This is a genomic window from Comamonas sp. BIGb0152 (genome assembly GCF_024809975.1).
Taxonomy (GTDB): domain Bacteria; phylum Pseudomonadota; class Gammaproteobacteria; order Burkholderiales; family Burkholderiaceae_C; genus Comamonas.
In genome coordinates this window covers 205,461-225,490 of sequence record NZ_JANUDY010000008.1, presented here as the reverse complement: position 1 = coordinate 225,490, position 20,030 = coordinate 205,461, and the positions used below count along the sequence as shown (strand labels likewise).

The following is a 20,030-nucleotide window of genomic DNA, read 5'->3' as shown; positions in this document are numbered from 1 at the left end:
AGCGAGCATCATAATTCAGCCCATGACTCAAGCATTACAAGGGCAGCTTTCTCTCCAGCACCTGGGCGTGATCCGGGCCGAGGGCGAAGACGCCGCCAATTTCCTGCAAGGCCAGCTCAGCCATGATGTGTTGCTGCTGCCCGCAGGCCAGGCACGCCTGGCCGCTTTTCTGTCGGCCAAGGGCCGCATGCAGGCCAGCTTTATCGTGGTCAAGCGCAGCGCAGCGGAGTTCTGGCTCATCACCAGCCGCGATGTGCTGCCCAGCACGCTCAAACGCCTGTCGATGTTTGTGCTGCGCGCCAAGTGCAAGCTGAGCGACGCCACCGAGGCTGTGCAACTGCTGGGCCTGGCCGGTGATGCCGTCCCCGCCGAGGCCCGTGCCTTGGCCCCCTGGCAGGTGCTGGCCGTTGACGATGCCTCCATCGTGCGCCTCTACGCCGCCGAGGGCGAGAGCCGCGCCTTGCTCGCCGCGCCTGCAGCCAGCGCACTGCCCGCGCAGATCAGCGCCAGCCCCGCAATAACGCCTGAGGCCTGGCAGCTGTCCATGGTGCGGGCCGGTGTGGCCCTGATCACCACACCCGTGGTGGATGCCTTTGTGCCGCAGATGCTGAATTTCGAATCAGTCGATGGCGTGAGCTTCAAAAAAGGCTGTTACCCCGGCCAGGAGGTGGTGGCACGCAGCCAGTTCCGCGGCACCCTCAAGCGCCGCATGTACCGCCTCGCCTCTGCAGCGCAACCCCAGCCGGGCCAGGAAGTCTTTGCCCAAAGCGATGCCAGCCAGCCCGTAGGCACTGTGGTGCAAGCGGCAGCGGCCGCATCGGGCTTTGAGGCCCTGGTTTCCATGCAGATTTCCGCCGCAGGCGAGCCCCTACACCTGGGCAGCAGCACGGGCGCAGCCTTGCAAGTGCTCAGCCTGCCCTATGTGCTGAAAGAAGATATTTGACGCAAAAGTAACTGTCTGCTTCATCACAAATACGACAATTTCTCAGGCAGAAATGCCGCAGCGGCAGCCGTTACAGAATTTTTATGGCATTTGCGCGGTAATTTGCTAAAATTGCAGGACTTTGCGAGCAGGAGCCAACATACAGGCTTGTGCAAGCAATATGCAACAACTACTCAAGCGCATCTTGACCATCACACTTGCCGGGTCTGGGAAACCAGACCCGGCTTTTTATTGGCCAAGTTATTGGCCTGCTGCATAGTGCCATGGGCACTGCAAGCGCAGTACCAGGCCCCTCAGCGCAGGGTTTTCTGCATGGAGATATGGGCAATGCCCGCTTCCTCGTAGGGCTCACCCACCACGCTAAAGCCTGCGCGGCGGTAGAAGCTCTCCGCCGTGCGCTGGGCGTGCAGCTCCACCTGGCGCTTGCCCTGGCGCGTGGCAGCATCCACCAACGCATCGAGCACCTGGCGGCCCAGGCTGCCACCGCGCAGCGGCTTGGCCACGGCCATGCGGCCAATGCGCATCCCATCGGCGCGGTGCGCTTCTTGCGCGCTGGGCAGCATGCGGCCAGTGGCCACGCACATGCCCAGGCCATTGAGGGCCACCGCATGCAGCGCGCTCACATCAAAGGCATCCGCCTCAATCTCGGCCGGAATACCCTGCTCACGCACAAAGACCTGCATGCGCAGCCGCATCGCCTCCTGGCCCAGCACGTTCCAGCTACCGGTCTTCAAGTCCACCACGTCCTCGCCTGCCTCAAAGCGCTGCACCATGCGGCGGTAGGCCTCAGGCAGCGGCACGGGCTGCTGTGCCGCATCGGCAAACACATAGACCATGGTGGCGCTGGCCAGCAGTTTGCCCGCGCAGTAAATCGCCGCTTCATACTGCACCGAAGTGTTGCCCAGCTTGACCACCCGCAGGCCGATGTCGATCACATCGTCCAGCCGTGCCGAGGCATGGAACTCCAGCTGCGAGGCGCGCAAGAACAGCTCGCCGCCCAGGCGTTGCATGCCCTCCTCATAGGGCACGGCCAGCTGCCGCCAGTACTCGGACATCGCAATGTCCACATAGCTCAGGTAGTGGGCATTGAAGACCACCTTTTGGAGATCGACCTCGGACCAGCGCACACGCTGGCGGCTGCGGCAGCGGAAGTCGGCCAAGCTGCTGGCGGGTGCATCGAACAGGATCTGGGAAGCGGTGGTCATGGTCTTTTCTGTACTCGAAAAATGTGCAATCAAGAGGCAGTCTGACAGCGGCCCAGCGGGCCGCCATCCGCTCCGCACTCAGTCAAAGGCCGCCCGCAGCGCCTGGGCCATCTGCGCATGGCAGGCCCGCGCTTCCTTCAGGGCCCGGCCCATCTTGACAAACTCATGGGCGACCCCGGCGTAGGTGTGGAGGTCTACCTCGACACCGGCAGCGCGCAGCCGCTCGGCATACATCACACCTTCATCCACCAACGCATCGCATTGCGCCAGATGGATGCTGGCAGGGGCCAGGCCGCGCAGGTCCGGCGCCAGCAGCGGCGCAAATCGCCAGTCATCGCGGTCGGCCAGCGAGCGCAGGTAGTTGCTGAACATCCAGCTGATCATCGGTTTGGTGAGGATCGGGCCCTGGCTGTAGCGGGCGTGCGAGGGCGTGTCCTGGTGCGCGGCGCAGCCCGGGTAGATCAGCAGCTGCAAGGCCAGGTCAATACCGGCATCGCGCGCCAAAATGGCATTGACCGCTGCCAAGGTGCCGCCTGCGCTGTCGCCACCCACGGCCAGGCGGCCGGTATCGGCGCCCAGCGCCATGCCCTCGGCCACCAACCACTGCAAAGCATCCCAGGCATCGTTGCTGGCGGTGGGAAAGCGGTGCTCGGGCGCCAGGCGGTAGTCCACCGAGATGACCATGCAGCCGGCCAGATGGGCCAGCTCGCGGCACAGGATGTCATGCGTGTCCACGCTGCCAATGGTGAAACCGCCGCCATGGGTAAACAGCAGGGCCGGCTGCAGCGGGTCCCAGCTGCTGGCATACAGGCGCGCCGGTATCTGAAAACCATCGCGCGCAGGGATATGCAAATTTTCCACCCGTGCCAGCGCGGGCTTGGCAATCTCCAGCACACCCGCGCCGATGCCATAGGCCTGGCGCGCCTGTTCCACGGTCATCTCCCACATGGGGGTGTGCTGGGCGCGGGCCATGCGCTCGACCACGCTGCGCATGGTGGGCGTCAGCTCGGCGATCACATCGGCGGGCATGGGCAGGTCGGCAGGGAGATGGGCTTTGGAGCGGGGTGAGGCGTCAGACATACATCGGAGCCCAGCAGGCATGCATGGGCTGCAGTTCAGGGACAGAGCCGGCTGATTATCGGCCAATCGCCATTCACAACGGGGCTCGTCGGTCACCCATGTAAAAAGCCCTGCGAGCGCGCAGGGCCTGGCCCAAGGCGGCTGCGCGCCAGGGGCGGTTACTCGAAGCGCAACTCTACCGGCTGCGCGCCCTCCAGGCCCTTGTAGTCCACCCGAATCTGCTGCCCGGGTTGCGGTGGCATCAATGCCGAGTAGGAGCCCAGGCTGATCCAGTCACCCACCTTGAGCCGCTGCCCTTCAGCCTTGAGGGCCTGCGCCAGCCAGACCACGGCATTGAGCGGCTGGCCCATCAGGTCGCCGCCGCGCCCGCCACCCAGCCGCGTACCGGTCTGGTCGGTCACATCGACCTGCATGCTCTGCAGCGCATTCAGCAGCGCATAGCGCTCGGCCCGGAACTGCGGCACCACAAGCGCATTGCCCATCACCCCCATGCGGGCGCCCACATTCATTGCCTCCACGGCCGCGCCATCGAGCTGCGCCGGGTTCTCGACCACCAGGTCGGGCAGCTCGATAAAGGGCACGATGCGGTCGATGTTGTTGAGCACCTGCAGCGGCGTGGTGGCGCGGTTGATGGCGCTGCTGGAGACTCGCACCAGCATGTCGGCCTCAAACATGGGGCGCGCGCCAAAGGCGGCACGCACCGCGCTGCGGTTGGGCAGCAGCGCGCCTTCGTACAGCACGCCCCACACAGGTTTGTCGGTCTGAAAGCGGTTTTGCATGGCCGCACTGGTCAGCCCCGCCTTGTAGCCAATGGGCTTTTTGCCTTGGGCCTGCCAGGCCGCATTGAGTTTGTTGCGGCTGCATTTGCCCTCCGCGTCAGTCATGGGTGCCGCATTGGGCACCGGCAGCTTGGCCTCGTAGGCCTGCAGCCACGGCGCAATCTGGCCATCATCGAGGCAAGCGGACTGGGCCGCAGTGCTGGCCGCTGCCAGGCATGCCGCCATCCACAGCGGGGAGAGACGAAAACGCAAAGCGGGGTGCATCATCCAAAGTCTCCTGTTCCAAAAACCGGTTGTGCCTGGGGTGTGGGGCCTCGCCCTGCGCCACCCTGGGCACCAACATACCACCCGCACCGCAGCGGCTGACTAGGGAAAGCGCGCAGCCCGCCATCCCGGGCACCAAACAGACGGGATTCGCTTGACCTAGGTCATGACCGCCATAGCCACAAAGCAACAGGCGCTATAGTATTTGCATGACTACCCTGCGACAGGAGACCAACAATGCGCAGCGTTTATGAGCCGGCCAGTGCCGTACAAGCCCATGTTCTGCAGGACGTGCTGCGCCAGCACGGCATCCGCAGCTTTGTCAGTGGCGAACACCTGCAAGGCGCCATCGGCGAGTTGCCTGCCGGCAGCCTGCTGCGACTGCTGGTGGATGACGCGGACTGGAGCGCCGCACGCCGCGCCCTGGACGAATGGGAGCGCGCGCCGCTAATGGACGACGCCGAACTGGCCCGCGCCGACCCCAGCCTGGCCGCGCAGCCACCGCCCGAGCCCGCACAGGACTCGCGCTTTGACCTGGCCTGCGATCCCCATGAGGGCCTCGCCCAGCATCGCGATGCGCGGCGCTGGTACCCCTGCTGGTGGGCCGCAGGGGCCGCCTTGCTGGCGCTGTGCCTGCACTATGTGCTGAGCGCCGCACCCTGGCTGCAGGAGCCCGGCAGCAAGGGCGATGCCGGCGCCGCCATGCCAAGCGCCCCCGATGGCACGCCCGCTGGCCAGGGCCGCAGCCCTGCACCCCCTCCAGCAGCCCGCTGAACGCTGCGCCAACGCCAGCTGCTCAGCGCGCCCGGGCGGCGCCACAAAGTATCAAAAATTGATACCCAAGCGACACAAAGGCCACACAAGCATGAAAATGCAGGATTGTGGACGGGGCTCTGCCTACCATCGCAAGCTTGCAAATCGCAGCAATCCAGACCCAGGTTGGCGCCCCAAATGGCCAAGACTGTGGTGCGCCAATGCGATGATGACACCCAGGAGAATTTGAGAATATGACCGCCCAACTTTCAGTGCCCCTGCCCGCCGATCTGCGCGCTTTGACCACCCTGCCCGAGCTTTTCGATTACCGCTGCCGCACCAGCCCGCAGCGCGAGGCCTACCGCTGGTTCGACACGGCATCGAACGCCTGGCAATCCTTCAGCTGGGGCGACATGCAGGCCAAGGTGGCGCTGTGGGGCCAGGCGGTGCAGGCACTGCACCTGGCGCGCGGCGCGCGCATTGCCACCTTGCTGACCAACAGCGTCCACGCCATCTGCATCGACCAGGCCGGCCTGGCCGCCGCATGCGCCACCGTGCCCCTGCACGCCAATGACAACCCGGGCAACATCGCCTTTATCCTGGCCGATGCCGGCGCGTCGCTGCTGCTCATCAACCGGCTGGAGACCTGGCAACAGATCGTGGCCACCGGCACAGCCCTGCCCGCCTTGCGCTGCGTGGTGATCGATGACCCGCAGCAGCCCGCCCTGCCCGAGCCGCCTGCCAGCGATGGCCACCCACGCCTGGTACGCCTGCAGGACTGGCTGGCGCAGGCACAAGACAGTGCCCGACCACCCCAAGCGGTCCAGGCGCCCCAGGCCCAGGACATGGCCGCCATCGTCTACACCAGCGGCACCACCGGCAAGCCCAAGGGCGTGATGCTCAGCCACCACAATGTGCTCAGCGACGTCAAGGCCGTACTGGGGCGCGTGGTGCCAACGCAGGACGATGTCTTCCTGTCCTTCCTGCCGGTCTCGCACACCTTTGAGCGCAGCTGCGGCTACTACCTGCCGATGGCGGTGGCGAGCACGGTGGTCTATGCCCGTTCGGTGGCCTTGCTGGCCGAGGACATGCTCAGCATCCGGCCCACCATCCTGGTGTCTGTGCCTCGCATCTATGAACGCATCTACGCCAAGATTCAGGAGAAGCTGTCGCATTCGGCCTTCAAGCGCGCCTTGTTTGCCGCCGCGGTCTCCAAGGGCTGGGCGCGCCACTGCCAGGCCCATGGCCTGAGCAATACCGATGCGCCCCAAGGCGGCTGGGCCCGCTGGCTGCCCTGGTCCCTGCTGCAAAAAAAGGTGGCCCAGCCCATCCTGGACCTGTTTGGCGGCCGCCTGCGCATTGCGGTGACCGGCGGCGCGGCCATCCCCTCGGTGGTGTCGCACAGTTTTCTGGGCCTGGGCCTGAACGTGCTGCAAGGCTTTGGCATGACCGAGACCTCGCCGGTGCTCACCGCCAACTCGCTGCAGCGCAACGACCCCTCTACCGTGGGCAAGCCCCTCGATGGCATGGAAGTACGCATTGGCGAGAACAAGGAGCTGCAGGCGCGCGGCCCCAACATCATGATGGGCTACTGGGGCCGCCCCGAAGACACGCGCCAGGCCTTTACCGAGGACGGCTGGCTGCGCACCGGCGACCAGGCCGAGTTGGTGAATGGCGAGGTACGCATTGTCGGCCGCATCAAGGAAATCATCGTCACCGCCACGGGTGAGAAGGTGCCGCCCTCGGACATCGAGCAGGCGCTGTGCGCCGATCCGCTCTTCGAGCAGAGCTTTGTGGTGGGCGAGCAGCAGCCCTTTATCGCCTGCATTGCCGTCGTCAACCGGGAGGAATGGAAGCAGTTGGCCGAGCGTCTGGGCCTAGACCCCGAGAACTCCGTGAGCCTGCAGGCCAGTGCGGTGCGCCAGGCCGCCTTGGCCCGTATCGCCCAGCAGTGCCAGGGCCTAGCCAAATATGCGGTGCCGCGTGCGGTCTACCTGGTCACCGAGCCCTGGAGCGTCGACAACGGCTTGATGACGCCGACGCTGAAGCTGCGCCGCCCGCAACTGATGCAGAAGTTTGCCGACCAGATCACCCAGATCTACGCCAAGTAAGGCCGGCCGCGCCAAAACAAAACCGCCGATGCCCCAGGAAGGCTTCGGCGGTTTCTTGCCCGCTTTGCGCCAGCGCGGTTGAGGCACCCGCTGGCGTGCGGCTTACTTCTTGGGGAAGTAGTAGTTCAGCAGCGCTGCAGCCCCATCCATGCCGGCTTTGGACGACCATTCCCGGGCAAACTTCTCGCCCATCAAATCCAGTGCGCGGCGCAGTTCATAAGAGGGCTGGCTGATCTTGGTGCCATGCTCGACCAGCACTTTCTGCGCGGCATCATCGGCGTCCTTGGCCAGTTGCCAGCCGCGCGATTCGGCCTGCTTGGCAGCGGTATCCAGCGCCGTCTTGGCCCCTTCGGACAGGCCCGACCAGCTCTTCTCGCTCATCAGAATCAGGTTCTTCGGAATCCAGGCGCGCATGTCGATAAAGATGCCCATGGCGTTCCAGGATTGGCTGTCCACGCCCGTGGTGCTCGACGTCAGCATCACATCGACCTTGCCCGCCTGGATGGCCTTGGCCAGGTCGTTGGCCGGGGTGTCGACCGGGGTGGCACCCGCCACCTCGGCAATGTACTTGGAGGCCACGTTGTTGACGCGGAATTTCTGGCCCTTGACGTCATCGAGCTTGTTGACCGGCGTGCGCGAGAACAGGCCCTGGCCTGGCCATGGTGCGGTGTAGAGCAAGCGGATGCCCTGCTTTTTCAGCAAGGCCTCAATCGGCTCGCGCGTGGCGGCCCACAGGCGCTTGGCATCGTCAAAGCTGCGCACAATAAAGGGCAGCGAGTCAATGGCAAAAGCTGGGTACTGGTCGCTGAAGTTCGACATGAAGATCTCGCCAATCGCCAAATCGCCCTTGCTGAGCGCCGGCATGACCTGGTTCATGGGCATCAGCTTGGCATTGGTGACCACCTCGATCTGCAGGCCGCCCTGGCTCAGGCTGCCAGCCTCACGCGCAAACTGCGTCAGGTTGCGGGTGTGGAACAGCGTGTCGGTGTAGGCGCCGGCGCACTTGAGCGGGGTCGCAGCCGCCCTCGCCATAGTGGGCAGCGACCAGACCAGACCAGAGCCTGCTGCCAAGCCCATGCTGGCCAGCGCTTTGCGTCGAGAGGGACTGACCAGCATTTTGTCGGTATTGTGATCTGCCATATGACGATTCCTTGGTATCTGAGCCCGCTGCGCCCCACTCCCGAGGTTGCTGCAGCAGACCGCATGTGTACTGAAAAGCCCCACAAAGAGGAAAACGATGCCCGCGACCCCATGGCGAACCATGCATTGCGGGCATCCACCGTGCCATCCGATTTATTTGGTCACTATCGTCACAACTTGTGTGAGGAGCCGACGCAATCTATCGTGGCTTTCGCAACAAAGCAATCGCTATCGATCACCGGAGGGACATTGCTTGATGCAAGTCATCTGTTGCGAAGCACAGAAATGCGTGGAGACTAGCAATTAGTCACAGCACATACTTTCTGAAACTTCAAAAATAATAGCTGCTTTCCTCCCCCATCAGGGACGAAAGCAGCATTTTTTAAAGGGATAGATGTGTGGGCCCCACAGCGGGCGGGGGCCGCTGGCAGCAGCCCCTGCCCGCATGGCGCAAGGGAGTTGGCGACCACTCGCTGGCCAGCCAGCGAAGGGCGTTGCCTGGGCCCTCAGGCTGCCAAGGCGGCGTTCAGGTCTTGCTGCCGGTAGTACTGGCCAAAACGGTTGGCCATGAAATCCGCCAGCCCAATGGACTCTTGCGCGATAAAGCCCTTTTGGGGCAGCACACCGCTGGCCACCAGGTCCAGTGCGCAGCAAATACCTGCCGCTGTGGTCAATTGGATGGCAGTGAGCGCATGGCCTGCAACCGTCGTGCCAACAATGCGGGCTGAGTAGGACTCCTGCATCAGACGCTCGCCCTTGTAGCCGCTGGCGCTGGCAAAGATCACGATCACGTCCTGGCGCGTGGCGGCAATGGCGTTGTCAAAAATCTCATTGAGCAGCTCGCGCTTGTCGCGCAGCTTGAGCTCATTGAGCAAAATTTTCAGGATGGCGCAGTGGCCCGGATAGCGGATGGACTTGTAGTCCACATTGCGCGCCTTGCCGGCCCAGGTCTCGGTCAAGGTACCCAGCCCGCCGCTGGTGTTGAAGGCTTCGTACTCGATGCCGTCCAACGCAAAGGTCTCCAGGCCTTCGAGCGCATGCACCGCCAGCGGCTGGCCATCCACCAAGGCCTCGCAGGGGTTGATGTATTCGTTGATCAGCCCCTCGGTGCTCCAGGTCAGGTTGTAGCGCAGGCTGCCCTGCGGGTAGCGGGGCAGCGCGCCCACGCGCATCTTCAGGTCGTGCAGGGTGTCGAAATGCTTGGCCACATCATTGCCCACAATGCCGATAAAGCCCGGGGCCAGACCGCACTGGGGCATCAGCACGCTGCCGGCTTTGGCGGCCAGCTTGCGGATGGCATGGGTGGACTGCACATCCTCGGTCAAATCAAAGTAGTGCACCCCATGCGCGGCTGCAACCCCGGCCACCTCGATAGCCATGTGAAAAGGCAGCGCATTGAGCACCGCAAACTGGCCTTGCACCGCGGGCATCAAATCGCCGCCCTTGCCGATGTGCACCGTCTCCAGACCCAGCGCCGCAGCGGCCTTGAGCTGGGACTTGGACTGGTCGGCAATGCGCAGCTGGTAGCCGCCAGCGGCTTGCAGCAGCACCGCCATCGCAAAGCCAATTTTCCCGGCGCCCAGAATGGTGACTTTCTTGTCCGCAGTGCTCAGCTTGCCCGCGGTATCAGCGGATGGATGACGGGATTTTTTGCTGGTTTTCTCGCTCATTTTTCGCTCTCGATCAGGGTGAATGATGGAGAAATGTTACAAGCATACGATGTCAATATGAACATATTAAAACGTCATATTATTTTGTTTATCTAGTCATTTAGTCAAAAAATAACTATTTAACGTCATAAATCATGGTTAACCCTAGTGTCAATGCGTCGGTATTGAAGGGGTTTGTGACAGGCAGGCACAATGGGCGGCGCGCTGCGCTTGCGCTGTTATTCACCCACTCCCTGCTACTCTTTTCACGCCATGGCCGATTCCGCATCCAACAAAGTTCTGCGTTTCCTGATTGCGCGCGACATCCTCAAAGGCAAGTCGCGCGAGGATTTGTTGGTCAAGCTGGAGGCAGCGGGCTTCAACAGCGAACATGCCGAGCTGTTCATCGCGCAAGCGGAGCAAAGGGCGCGGGCGCGCAACCGGCGCTGCGCAGTCATCTCGGCGATCGTCGTACTGGTGCTGCTGGGCCGCGTGGTCTGGGGGCCTTACGGAGACAACCCCGATGTGCAACTGCTGCTGGGCGTGATGGCTGCCATCTTTGCCGCAGCCGGTTTTTACTTCTGGTTTGTGGCGCGCTGGCAGGCGCCCCTGCCCAAGGCCAGTGCCACGTAGCCTGGATGGGCGGTGATAGCGTCCCCGCGTCAGGGGTGAGAGGCGTGGCCGGCGGTGCCAACTGTCAGCAGGGCGCCTATGCGTGAGCACGGATACGCCATTGGCGATCTGCGTTCCCGCCATGTATGCGAGGGCAGGGAATACCGCCATGCAGTCGCACCGCCCCAAGCGTTTGACATCGCGATGGTGCATGACCGCCCCCAGGCATGGGGCGACGGCGAAGGGCAGCCATGGGGATAGGTGGAGACGGTCGCTGAGCGGCCAGAACCATCCATCATGCATGGGCACATGGCAATAGCCGATGTTCTTCCAGACAACAACCGCCTTGGGTCTGTCGTCTCCATCTATTCAGTATTCAGATACGAGGATCATTTTTATGACCAATGCAGTCTCAGGCGGTGTTCGGGTTCTGCTTCGACTCGAAGGACTTTGCATTCTCGTGGCGGCTATTCTGGCCTACGCAAAATTCGGCAGTGGCTGGGGCAGCTTCGCTTTGTTCTTTTTTGCCCCCGACCTGTCCTTTGCTGGCTATCTTGCGGGCTCCAGACTAGGGGCCATTGCGTACAACCTTGCACACTCTCTTGTCGGCGCGTTGGTGGTGCTGACGGCGGGCGCTCTTTTGTCTGCGCCTGTCGCAGTCAGCGCCGGTATTATTTGGCTGGCCCATATCGGCTTTGACCGCGCACTGGGCTATGGCCTCAAGTACGCCGCAGGTTTCACATTCACCCATTTGGGCCTCATCGGTCATGCGCGTAAAGATGCATAGCCATGCATCCAAACCAAGGCCATTTCGCGGCGCATCCCCCCATCCCTTGGGGCGATGTCAGCCTTCCACCATGCCCCGCATCCAGGCGGGCAGATCCACTGCTTTTTGGCGCGCAAAATCCACCCACACCACGGTGGCACCGCCAGTGGCATAAATCTGGCCGGGCTCATCGGCTTTTTCCAGGTGGTACCAGGTCTCGAAGGCTGTGCGCGCAGCATCGCTGACGAACATCTTGACCACCAGCTGGGCCGGGTATTCGATCTGCCGCAAGTAATTGCAAAAGCAGTTGACGACCACCGGGCCCTGTCCCTCGCCATGGGGCGTGTCGCGCGAGGAGCGCAGCCACTCCACCCTTGCGCTTTCCATGTAGCGAAAATACACGGTGTTGTTGACATGGCCCAGGCTGTCCATATCCCCCCAGCGAACATCCATGGCCGAGTCATGAACCCAGCGTTTGTGGTCAGGAAGCAAGATTTTCATAGACTGGCATATTACGGCCAGGCGGCAGGGGCCAGCGACCCGGCCTTGTCGCCGACTTTCACAGCCACAAAGCCCCTGTCTCAGAAATCAGAGCGGAGAAGGCAGCAAATCTAGGGCTAACCCTAGGATCCAGGCGGTTGCCGCACTGCAACATCCCCCTAAAATCCATGGCACTGCATGCAACCCAGGGCAGCCCTCCCCGATTGCCGCATGCCTGCTAGATCAGTTTCAAAAGAATTTGTACGGAGCCCCGATGACCAACGAAGAAATACTGGCCCAATATGGCCCCCGCGAATCGATGGAGTACGACGTTGTCATCGTCGGCGGCGGCCCAGGCGGCCTGGCCACGGCCATCCGTCTCAAGCAGCTGGCGGCTGAAAAGGGCAGCGATGTCTCGGTCGTCGTGCTGGAAAAAGGCTCGGAGCCTGGTGCACACACCTTGTCGGGCGCCATCATGGATCCGCGCGCATTGACCGAGCTGATCCCGGACTGGAAAGCCAAGGGCGCACCGTTGAACCAGCCGGTGACCGAAGACGCGATGATTTTCCTGAGCGAAAAATCCGGTCTGCGCACGCCCAACTGGCTGCTGCCTCCTTGCTTTCACAACGAAGGCAACTACATCGTTCAGCTGGGCTTTGTCGTCAAATGGTTGGCCGAGCAGGCCGAGGGCCTGGGCGTCGAGATTTTCCCCGGCTTTGCTGCTGCCGAAGTGCTTTACAACGAAGACGGCTCGGTCAAGGGCGTGGCCACTGGCAACATGGGCGTGGGCAAGAACGGTGAGCCCACCGGCGAGTTCCAGCTCGGCATGGAACTGCATGGCAAGTACACCATCTTTGCCGAAGGCTCGCGCGGCAACCTGGGCAAGCAGCTGATTGCCAAGTTCAAGCTCGACGAGGGCAAGGACCCGCAGACTTATGGCCTGGGGGTCAAGGAGCTGTGGGAGATCGATCCCCAGCGCCACCAGCCCGGTTTTGTGATGCACACCGCCGGCTGGCCGATGAACAACGACACCTACGGTGGTGCCTTCCTCTACCACCTCGATGACAACAAAGTCACCCTGGGCTTCATCACCGGTCTGGATTACGCCAACCCCTACCTGTCTCCGTTCGAGGAGATGCAGCGCTGGAAGACCCATCCCAACATCCGCTACTACCTGGAAGGCGATGAGGCCAAGGGCATCAAGCCGGCCAAGCGCATTGGCTATGGCGCCCGTGCGATTACGGCCGGCGGCCTGATGAGCCTGCCCAAGACGGTGTTCCCAGGCGGTGCACTGGTGGGCTGCGATGCAGGCTTCCTGAACGTCAGCCGCATCAAGGGCAGCCACGCTGCCATCAAGACCGGCATGCTGGCGGCAGAGGCCGCCTTTGAGGCCATCGCCGCTGGCCGCCAAGGCGATGAACTGAGCGCTTACCCGGCAGCCTTTGAAAAGAGCTGGCTGCATGAAGAGCTCAACAAGAGCCGCAACTTCAAGAGCTGGTTCAAGAAGGGCCTGGTCACGGCCTCCATCATGAACGGCCTGGAGCAGTTCTTGCTGCGCGGCAACATGCCTTGGACCCTGCACCGCAACAAGCCCGACCATGCCTACCTGAAGCCGGCGGCCGAGTGCAAACCGATTGTCTACCCCAAGCCCGATGGCAAGCTGACATTCGACCGGCTCTCCAGCGTCTTCATCAGCAGCACCAACCATGCTGAAGACCAGCCCGCCCATCTGACCTTGAAAGATGCCAGCGTGCCGGTGCAGATCAACCTGGCCAAGTATGCCGGCCCCGAGCAGCGATACTGCCCGGCAGGCGTGTACGAGTTTGTGCCCGACGAGAGCCAGGGCGGCGACGCCCAGCGCCTGCAGATCAATGCACAAAACTGCGTGCACTGCAAGACCTGCGATATCAAGGACCCCACCCAGAACATTGTCTGGGTGACACCGGAAGGCGGCGGCGGACCCAACTACGCAGGCATGTAAGCCCCCCGGGTTTTCATGGCAGGGCAAATACCGGCCGAACTGCCCTGCATTGCCGGATTTGGACGACAAGCAGGCCTTGCTGCGCAGGCTGACAATGGGCCATGCTTGTCTGGTCTCGCCTCCCCCGCCGCTCTGCCCGACATATGCCCCACCCAGCATCCGGCTCGTCCAGCGCTGCCCAAGGCCGCAGCTGGCTGAAGGCCTGTTGCGGCCTGCTCGCCGGCCTGGTCTTCGCCAGCAGCGCCATGGCCGCCCCGCCGGCCCACGCCAAACGCCCCAAAAGAGCCACGCCGCCTGCTGCGACCAGCTCGGCTGTGTCTGCGGCGGTGCCTGTGCCCGCTCGCGCCCCACCCCCAGCGCCCGCGCCCCTCACCTCCGCCGCAGAATTGGACCTGGAGCGCTTCATGGGCCTGTGGTACAAGGTCGCCAAAGTCGACGAGCCCCAGGACGCCCTGCGCACCCGCGAGCGCTATGAGTTCTTGCAGCGCTACGACGGCGGGGTGCGGGTGATTGCCACCTCCTACGACCCGCTCACCAATCGCTGGGATCGCCGGCAAGACTACATGGCCCCGGTCGATCCCAAGGGAGCGGCCCTGAGCAGCCATTACCAGCTGCGCATGCCCGTGCATTTCAGCATCAGCCGTTTCGGGCCCTTTGGTGTCAGCTACTACGTGGTGGCCCTGGATCCCTACTACCAATGGGCGATGGTCAGCGGGCCAGGTCCCCAGTCGTTTTCCATCCTGAGCCGCCGCAGCGATCTGGAGCCTGAGCTGCGCAGCTCACTGGAGCAGCTTGCCAACCGCATGCAGCTGCTCAAAGCGCCGTTGCGCTGGCCCGGCCCGGACCAAGAAACGCCACCCCGGTGAATACCCTGGGTGCCACCAATACCCTGTTCAGCAGCCTCCTGAGGGCAGAAAAGGCGACACAGTTTTATTGCCAGCCCGCTGCATATTTCGAAGTCATACACACTTTTATTGACGCATAAGACCAATAAAAGAAATATTACTGCAAGACCAGGGCAACCCGCGCAATGCAGCACAGCTTTTCAACCGCCCTTGCAACTAGGGCAATCCCATAGATCACAAATGTGTCGTCCCCCGGGTAGCGGGGTGTAGACTGCTGCTACCCGTTTGCCACCTGTCATGACAGGGGCGGATAAAGCGGCAGCTTGGCGCAGCCACTGCCGCGCGCTATTCAACAAACCTGGCGGAGATATACGCATGAAGAAATTGGCTTGGGCCCCTCTGGGCGCTGTGGCGTTGGCAATCGCGGCCATCGCTCCTGCGCAGGCTGCAGATCAGAAATCTGTGGCGGTGACAGCGATCGTCGAACACCCTGCGCTGGATGCAGTGCGCGACGGCGTCAAGGCGGCACTCAAGGCCGAAGGCTTCGAAGAGGGCAAGAACCTCAAGTGGCAGTACCAAAGCGCCCAGGGCAACCCAGGCACGGCCGCACAAATCGCCCGCAAGTTTGTCGGTGACAAGCCCGATGCCATCGTTGCCATTGCCACGCCATCCGCACAAGCCGTAGTCGCCTCTACCAAGACGGTGCCAGTCGTCTTCTCCGCTATCACGGATCCCGTCGCCGCCAAGTTGATCCCCAGCTGGGAGCCTTCCAAAACCAATGTGACCGGCGTGTCCGATCTGTTGGCGCTGGACAAGCAAATGGAGCTGCTCAAAAAAGTAGTGCCCAATGCCAAGCGCGTCGGCATGGTCTACAACCCGGGGGAGGCCAACTCCGCCGTGGTGGTGAAAGAGCTGAAGGAATTGCTGCCCAAGCTGGGCATGACCCTGGTTGAAGCGGCCGCTCCCCGCTCGGTTGACGTCTCCAGCGCAGCGCGCTCGCTGGTGGGCAAGGCCGATGTGATCTACACCAACACCGATAACAACGTGGTGTCCTCCTATGAAGCCCTGGTCAAGGTGGGCCAGGACTCCAAGCTGCCTTTGGTGGCTTCGGACACCGACTCCGTGGCCCGTGGCGCTGTGGCAGCGCTGGGTATCAACTACCGCGATCTGGGCGAGCAGACCGGCCGCATGGTGGCACGCATCCTCAAGGGTGAAAAGCCAGGCGACATCAAGACCGAAGTCTCGACCAAGATGGAGCTGTACGTGAACCCCGGCGCCGCTGAAAAGCAAGGCATCAAGCTGTCCGACGAGCTGATCAAGTCGGCTGCCAAAGTCATTCAGTGATGGATGCCGCCTCGCCTGCCGCTGTGCAACCAGCGCAGCGCAGGGGGTGACAAGACGCAGCCCCGCCAGAAGCGGGGCTTGTTTGTTATCCGGACTACCTCTGACAAGAAAACTCCATGACCTTATTTTCATTTTTGGGAGCCATCGAGATCGGCCTGATCTTTGCGCTGGTGGCGCTCGGTGTGTTCATCTCCTTTCGCCTGCTGCGCTTTCCTGACCTGACGGTCGATGGCAGCTTCCCCTTGGGTGCCGCCGTCTGCGCGGTGATGATCACCGGTGGCTACAGCCCCTTTCTGGCCACCATCGGTGCCACGTTGGCAGGCGCGGTGGCAGGCCTGATTACCGGCTGGCTGAACGTCAAGCTCAAGATCATGGACCTGCTGGCCTCGATCCTGATGATGATCGCGCTGTACTCCATCAATCTGCGCATCATGGGCGGCCCCAATATTCCGCTGATCAACGACCCCACGCTCTTCAACCAGCTGCAACCGGCCGGCATCGAAGACTATGTGTTCCGCCCCCTGCTGATGTGCGTGATCGTGGTCCTGGCCAAGCTGGCGATGGACTGGTTCTTTCTGACCGAACGGGGCCTGGCCATCCGCGCCACCGGCACCAATGCCCGCATGGCCCGTGCCCAAGGCGTCAATACCGGCGGCATGATTTTGCTGGGCATGGCCGTCTCCAACGGCCTGGTGGGCCTGGCCGGCGCGCTGTTTGCCCAAACCCAGGGCGGCGCCGACAGTTCCATGGGCATCGGCACCATCGTCATCGGCCTGGCGGCGGTGATTGTGGGCGAGTCCATTCTGCCGTCGCGCAAGCTGATTTTGGCCACCCTGGCCGTGGTCATCGGCGCCATCGTTTATCGCTTCTTCATCGCGCTGGCGCTGAATGTGGATTTCATCGGCCTCAAGGCCCAGGATCTGAACCTGGTGACCGCCTTGCTGGTCACGGTCGCGCTGGTCATCCCCCAGCTCAAACGTCGTTTTGCGAAAAAGCACTGACAAGGAGAGAGACATGCTGAGCGCAAAAGACCTCAAGATCACCTTCAACCCCGGCACGCCCATTGAAACCCGCGCACTGCGCGGCATGGCGCTGGAGATTCCGGCAGGCGAATTCGTCACCGTCATCGGCTCCAATGGCGCCGGCAAATCCACCTTTTTGAACGCCATCTCCGGCGACCTGATGGTGGATTCGGGCAGCATCATCATCGATGGCGAAGACATGACGCGCAAGCCCGTCTGGGACCGCGCCCACAAAGTCGCCCGTGTGTTCCAGGACCCGATGGCCGGCACCTGCGAAGACCTGTCCATCGAAGAAAACATGGCGCTGGCGCATGAGCGCGGCAACTTTCGCGGCCTGTCCAAGGCCGTCAAAAGCGCCAACCGTGCGCTGTACCGCGAGAAACTCGCGACGCTGGGCCTGGGTCTGGAAAACCGCCTGAGCGACCGCATCGGCCTGCTCTCGGGCGGCCAGCGCCAGGCCGTCAGCCTGCTGATGGCAGCGCTGCAGCCCTCGCGCATTTTGCTGCTGGACGAGCACACCGCTGCACTCGATCCGCGCACCGCCGACTTTGTGCTCAAGCTCACCGCCCGCATCGTCGAGGAAGGCAAGCTGACCACGATGATGGTGACCCACAGCATGCGCCAGGCGCTGGATGTGGGCGACCGCACCGTGATGCTGCACCAGGGCCAGGTGGTCCTCGATGTCAGCGGCGAGGAGCGCGCCAATATGGATGTGCCCGATCTGCTGCAGATGTTTGAGAAGGTGCGCGGCGAAAAGCTGGCCGATGATGCGCTGCTGCTGAGCTGATCCGCACCCGCCCACTCCCCGAAAAACAGCGGACGCCACACCAGTGGCTCCGCTTTTTTTTATGCCCTCAGCCCTGCTGCTGGCTGCGCAAAAAGCGCCGCAGCGACCAGGCCCCCAGCGCGGGAAAGACCGCAAACACCGCAAACAGCCACACGGCAGAGCGCCCCAGCGCGGCCGGGTCTGGCTGCGCGGTCAGCCCCAAGGCATTGGCGACCAGGCCCACCAGCGCCGCGCCCACCGCCATGCCGTACAGCTGCACCGTGGTGATGGCCGATGCGGCGCTGTCGGCCTCCTCCGGGCTGGCGCTGTGCATGATGGCGTTGAGAACATGGGGCCAGGCCATGCCCACCCCCAGGCCCAGCACCGCCAGCGCCAGGCCGCAGACCACCAGCGCCGCCATGCCCTGCCAGGGCATGGCCAGCGCCAGCAGCACCAAGGCCAGCGTGCACAGCACCGGGCCGGCAACCATCAAGCGCCGCCCTGCCGCACCGCTCTTGCCCGAAAACAGCACGGACGCCGCCGACCAGCCCCCGGCGAGCAAGGCCGTCACATAGCCCGCCGTCAAAGGCTGCAAACCATGCAGGTGCTGCAGCAGATAGGGCACAAACACCTCCGTCATGGTTCCCATCAGCAGCAAGGCCACGGCGGCATACAGCATGCCCAGCGGCTGGCCGAGCGCGGTGCCGCCCTGGGGCAGCAGCCGGCGGCTGGCGCGGCGCTCATGGCGTATGGCAGCGGCACCCACCAGCAAACCGGCAACGGCCAGTAGCCATTGCCACAGTCCCTGCGTGGCGACGCTGGCAGCGGCCACCAATAGCACCGACAGCGCCAGCGCTCCAATCTGCAGCCCGGCAATGCCGCCATCTTTGGGCAGTGTGTTGCGCAGCAAGCGCTGCGGTGCCAGCTGCCGCTGCACCAACAGCATTTGCAGCACCAGCAAGGGCAGCAAGGCACCAAAGGCCAGGCGCCAATGGCCGGCCTGGGCAAACAGCCCGCCTACGGCTGGGCCACTGAGCGTGGCCACGCCCCACATCGCCGAGATAAGCGCAATCGCACGCGGCCACAGCGCGGGCGGGAACACCAGGCGGATCAAGGTGTAGCACAGCGCCCCCACGGCGCCACCACCCAGCCCTTGCACGGCACGGCCCAGCAGCAGCACGGGCATGCTGGGCGCGCTAGCGCACAACAAGGTGCCCAGCGCAAACACCAGCAAGCCTGCCAGCATGGCACCGCGTGCGCCCCGGCGGGCCAGCAAGCGCACGGCCAAGGCAGCGCCAATGATCGAGGCCACCACAAACAAGGTGGTGCTCCAGGCATACCAGGCCAGGCCACCAATCTCCTGCACCACCGAAGGCAGGATGGTGGTGACGATATGCACATTGATCGCATGCATGGCGACGGCACCGGTCAGGGCCAGCGCGGTCAGGCCGTGGGGGCGACCCAGCAGTTGGGCCCAGCCAGCAGGCGGCTCAGGGGCTTGCGCAACCGCTGCGTTGGAAGAGGAAGAGGGAGACAATGCCATGCCAATCCTTGTTGTGAAATAATGCAAGCATTGTCTTTGATAATTCCCCTGCCAACACAATAAAACAAGCTATTGCTTGCATAAATAAATGCCATCCAGCCCCATCGATCCCTCGTCCACCATGCGCATGCTGGAGGCGCTCAAGCGGCATGCCCCCGCCAGCACGGCGGATCTGGCCCGGGCGCTGAACATGACGCCCGAGGCCGCGCGCCAGCAGATCAACAAGCTGGCCGACCAAGGCCTGGTGCAGGCCGATCTGCAAAAGGCCGCAGGCGCCGGCAGGCCGCGCCAGCTCTGGACCTTGACCGCCGCTGGCCAGCGCTACTTTCCCGATGCCCATGCCCAGCTCACGGTGCAGCTGATCGGCGCCATTGAAAAGCTGTTCGGCCAGCAGGGCATGGATGGCCTGATCAGTGAGCGCGAAGCCCAATCCCGCAGCCGCTACCGCCAGGCCTGCACGGCCCCCGGCCTGCCCGAGCGCCTGGCCCAGCTGGCCCAGGTCCGCACTGAGGAAGGCTATATGGCCCATGTCGAGCCCCACCCCCAAGGCTGGCTGCTGGTGGAGCACCACTGCCCCATCTGTGCCGCCGCGCAAAGCTGCCGGGGGTTTTGCCGCTCTGAGCAGGCGCTGTTCCAGGAGGTGGTCCAAGGCTTGGCCACCCTGGAGCGCAGCGAGTACCTGCTCGACGGTGGCCAGCGCTGCGTCTACCTGGTGCAAGCCCTGTAAGGCCGAGGCCCTCGCTCAGC

Annotated in this window: 19 protein-coding genes; 12 read left to right on the top strand and 7 right to left on the bottom strand. The window is 63.3% G+C overall.

Going from position 1 to position 20,030, the window contains the following annotated elements; genetic code table 11:
• Nucleotides 1-22 precede the first annotated feature (22 nt).
• Nucleotides 23-943: a folate-binding protein YgfZ gene (locus M2375_RS16540; protein ID WP_259168964.1), complete on the top strand. Its 921-nt coding sequence runs from the start codon at nt 23-25 to the stop codon at nt 941-943.
• A gap of 293 nt (nt 944-1,236) precedes the next feature.
• Here the strand turns inward: M2375_RS16540 and M2375_RS16535 are convergent, their stop codons facing one another.
• The 3 genes from M2375_RS16535 to M2375_RS16525 form a co-directional block, all read right to left on the bottom strand.
• Complete coding sequence (locus M2375_RS16535; protein ID WP_259168963.1) at nt 1,237-2,148, bottom strand: YbgC/FadM family acyl-CoA thioesterase; 912 nt, start codon at nt 2,146-2,148, stop codon at nt 1,237-1,239.
• A gap of 78 nt (nt 2,149-2,226) precedes the next feature.
• Nucleotides 2,227-3,141, bottom strand: coding sequence for an alpha/beta hydrolase (locus M2375_RS16530; protein WP_259169002.1), 915 nt, complete (start codon nt 3,139-3,141; stop codon nt 2,227-2,229).
• Nucleotides 3,142-3,386: 245 nt separating this feature from the next.
• Complete coding sequence (locus M2375_RS16525) at nt 3,387-4,271, bottom strand: 2-keto-4-pentenoate hydratase (protein WP_259168962.1); 885 nt, start codon at nt 4,269-4,271, stop codon at nt 3,387-3,389.
• Nucleotides 4,272-4,508: 237 nt separating this feature from the next.
• Here M2375_RS16525 and M2375_RS16520 point away from each other — a divergent pair, with 237 nt between their 5' ends.
• Nucleotides 4,509-5,045: a DUF2007 domain-containing protein gene (locus M2375_RS16520; protein WP_259168961.1), complete on the top strand. Its 537-nt coding sequence runs from the start codon at nt 4,509-4,511 to the stop codon at nt 5,043-5,045.
• 233 nt (nt 5,046-5,278) lie between these two features.
• A complete protein-coding gene (locus M2375_RS16515) occupies nt 5,279-7,135 on the top strand; it encodes a long-chain fatty acid--CoA ligase (RefSeq protein ID WP_259168960.1) in 1,857 nt (618 codons plus the stop codon).
• A 102-nt stretch (nt 7,136-7,237) separates the two neighbouring features.
• On the opposite strand, the gene M2375_RS16510 is transcribed toward M2375_RS16515, so the two are convergent.
• The gene (locus M2375_RS16510) at nt 7,238-8,275 is read right to left on the bottom strand and encodes a TRAP transporter substrate-binding protein (RefSeq protein ID WP_259168959.1); all 1,038 of its coding nucleotides are present in this window, start codon (nt 8,273-8,275) and stop codon (nt 7,238-7,240) included.
• Here M2375_RS16510 and M2375_RS16505 point away from each other — a divergent pair, their 5' ends adjacent.
• On the top strand, nt 8,276-8,575 hold the full coding sequence (locus M2375_RS16505; RefSeq protein WP_259168958.1) for a hypothetical protein: 300 nt from the start codon (nt 8,276-8,278) through the stop codon (nt 8,573-8,575).
• 206 nt (nt 8,576-8,781) lie between these two features.
• On the opposite strand, the gene M2375_RS16500 is transcribed toward M2375_RS16505, so the two are convergent.
• Nucleotides 8,782-9,945 (bottom strand): saccharopine dehydrogenase C-terminal domain-containing protein, encoded by a 1,164-nt coding sequence (locus M2375_RS16500; RefSeq protein ID WP_404979338.1) that lies wholly within the window; start codon nt 9,943-9,945, stop codon nt 8,782-8,784.
• Between the two features lie 252 nt (nt 9,946-10,197).
• On the opposite strand from M2375_RS16500, the gene M2375_RS16495 reads away from it, so the two are divergent.
• Together M2375_RS16495 and M2375_RS16490 are read left to right on the top strand one after the other, a co-directional pair.
• On the top strand, nt 10,198-10,557 hold the full coding sequence (locus tag M2375_RS16495; RefSeq protein WP_259168957.1) for a hypothetical protein: 360 nt from the start codon (nt 10,198-10,200) through the stop codon (nt 10,555-10,557).
• A gap of 376 nt (nt 10,558-10,933) precedes the next feature.
• Complete coding sequence (locus tag M2375_RS16490) at nt 10,934-11,323, top strand: DUF4260 domain-containing protein (protein WP_259168956.1); 390 nt, start codon at nt 10,934-10,936, stop codon at nt 11,321-11,323.
• A gap of 57 nt (nt 11,324-11,380) precedes the next feature.
• On the opposite strand, the gene M2375_RS16485 is transcribed toward M2375_RS16490, so the two are convergent.
• Nucleotides 11,381-11,803 carry a thioesterase family protein gene (locus M2375_RS16485; protein ID WP_259168955.1) on the bottom strand — a complete coding sequence of 141 codons (423 nt, stop codon included), beginning with the start codon at nt 11,801-11,803 and terminating at the stop codon, nt 11,381-11,383.
• A gap of 253 nt (nt 11,804-12,056) precedes the next feature.
• On the opposite strand from M2375_RS16485, the gene M2375_RS16480 reads away from it, so the two are divergent.
• The 5 genes from M2375_RS16480 (at nt 12,057) to M2375_RS16460 (ending at nt 17,761) form a co-directional block, all read left to right on the top strand.
• Nucleotides 12,057-13,763 carry an electron transfer flavoprotein-ubiquinone oxidoreductase gene (locus M2375_RS16480; RefSeq protein WP_259168954.1) on the top strand — a complete coding sequence of 569 codons (1,707 nt, stop codon included), beginning with the start codon at nt 12,057-12,059 and terminating at the stop codon, nt 13,761-13,763.
• Between the two features lie 143 nt (nt 13,764-13,906).
• Complete coding sequence (locus tag M2375_RS16475; protein WP_259168953.1) at nt 13,907-14,629, top strand: lipocalin family protein; 723 nt, start codon at nt 13,907-13,909, stop codon at nt 14,627-14,629.
• A gap of 354 nt (nt 14,630-14,983) precedes the next feature.
• Nucleotides 14,984-15,952 carry an ABC transporter substrate-binding protein gene (locus tag M2375_RS16470; RefSeq protein WP_259168952.1) on the top strand — a complete coding sequence of 323 codons (969 nt, stop codon included), beginning with the start codon at nt 14,984-14,986 and terminating at the stop codon, nt 15,950-15,952.
• 116 nt (nt 15,953-16,068) lie between these two features.
• Nucleotides 16,069-16,953 (top strand): ABC transporter permease, encoded by an 885-nt coding sequence (locus M2375_RS16465; protein ID WP_259168951.1) that lies wholly within the window; start codon nt 16,069-16,071, stop codon nt 16,951-16,953.
• Between the two features lie 13 nt (nt 16,954-16,966).
• Nucleotides 16,967-17,761 (top strand): ABC transporter ATP-binding protein, encoded by a 795-nt coding sequence (locus M2375_RS16460; RefSeq protein WP_259168949.1) that lies wholly within the window; start codon nt 16,967-16,969, stop codon nt 17,759-17,761.
• 67 nt (nt 17,762-17,828) lie between these two features.
• Here the strand turns inward: M2375_RS16460 and M2375_RS16455 are convergent, their stop codons facing one another.
• Nucleotides 17,829-19,283: an MFS transporter gene (locus M2375_RS16455; RefSeq protein WP_259168948.1), complete on the bottom strand. Its 1,455-nt coding sequence runs from the start codon at nt 19,281-19,283 to the stop codon at nt 17,829-17,831.
• Between the two features lie 88 nt (nt 19,284-19,371).
• Here M2375_RS16455 and M2375_RS16450 point away from each other — a divergent pair, with 88 nt between their 5' ends.
• Entirely contained in the window at nt 19,372-20,010 is a 639-nt protein-coding gene (locus tag M2375_RS16450; RefSeq protein WP_259168947.1) for a metalloregulator ArsR/SmtB family transcription factor, read from the top strand.
• Nucleotides 20,011-20,030: the final 20 nt, after the last annotated feature.

Coding starts and splice junctions, on each gene's coding strand:
- M2375_RS16540 (WP_259168964.1), top strand. CDS start 23: ATGACTCAAGCATTACAAGGGCAGCTTTCTCTCCAGCACCTGGGCGTG.
- M2375_RS16535 (WP_259168963.1), bottom strand. CDS start 2,148: ATGACCACCGCTTCCCAGATCCTGTTCGATGCACCCGCCAGCAGCTTG.
- M2375_RS16530 (WP_259169002.1), bottom strand. CDS start 3,141: ATGCGCAGCGTGGTCGAGCGCATGGCCCGCGCCCAGCACACCCCCATG.
- M2375_RS16525 (WP_259168962.1), bottom strand. CDS start 4,271: ATGCACCCCGCTTTGCGTTTTCGTCTCTCCCCGCTGTGGATGGCGGCA.
- M2375_RS16520 (WP_259168961.1), top strand. CDS start 4,509: ATGCGCAGCGTTTATGAGCCGGCCAGTGCCGTACAAGCCCATGTTCTG.
- M2375_RS16515 (WP_259168960.1), top strand. CDS start 5,279: ATGACCGCCCAACTTTCAGTGCCCCTGCCCGCCGATCTGCGCGCTTTG.
- M2375_RS16510 (WP_259168959.1), bottom strand. CDS start 8,275: ATGGCAGATCACAATACCGACAAAATGCTGGTCAGTCCCTCTCGACGC.
- M2375_RS16505 (WP_259168958.1), top strand. CDS start 8,276: ATGACGATTCCTTGGTATCTGAGCCCGCTGCGCCCCACTCCCGAGGTT.
- M2375_RS16500 (WP_404979338.1), bottom strand. CDS start 9,945: ATGAGCGAGAAAACCAGCAAAAAATCCCGTCATCCATCCGCTGATACC.
- M2375_RS16495 (WP_259168957.1), top strand. CDS start 10,198: ATGGCCGATTCCGCATCCAACAAAGTTCTGCGTTTCCTGATTGCGCGC.
- M2375_RS16490 (WP_259168956.1), top strand. CDS start 10,934: ATGACCAATGCAGTCTCAGGCGGTGTTCGGGTTCTGCTTCGACTCGAA.
- M2375_RS16485 (WP_259168955.1), bottom strand. CDS start 11,803: ATGAAAATCTTGCTTCCTGACCACAAACGCTGGGTTCATGACTCGGCC.
- M2375_RS16480 (WP_259168954.1), top strand. CDS start 12,057: ATGACCAACGAAGAAATACTGGCCCAATATGGCCCCCGCGAATCGATG.
- M2375_RS16475 (WP_259168953.1), top strand. CDS start 13,907: ATGCCCCACCCAGCATCCGGCTCGTCCAGCGCTGCCCAAGGCCGCAGC.
- M2375_RS16470 (WP_259168952.1), top strand. CDS start 14,984: ATGAAGAAATTGGCTTGGGCCCCTCTGGGCGCTGTGGCGTTGGCAATC.
- M2375_RS16465 (WP_259168951.1), top strand. CDS start 16,069: ATGACCTTATTTTCATTTTTGGGAGCCATCGAGATCGGCCTGATCTTT.
- M2375_RS16460 (WP_259168949.1), top strand. CDS start 16,967: ATGCTGAGCGCAAAAGACCTCAAGATCACCTTCAACCCCGGCACGCCC.
- M2375_RS16455 (WP_259168948.1), bottom strand. CDS start 19,283: ATGGCATTGTCTCCCTCTTCCTCTTCCAACGCAGCGGTTGCGCAAGCC.
- M2375_RS16450 (WP_259168947.1), top strand. CDS start 19,372: ATGCCATCCAGCCCCATCGATCCCTCGTCCACCATGCGCATGCTGGAG.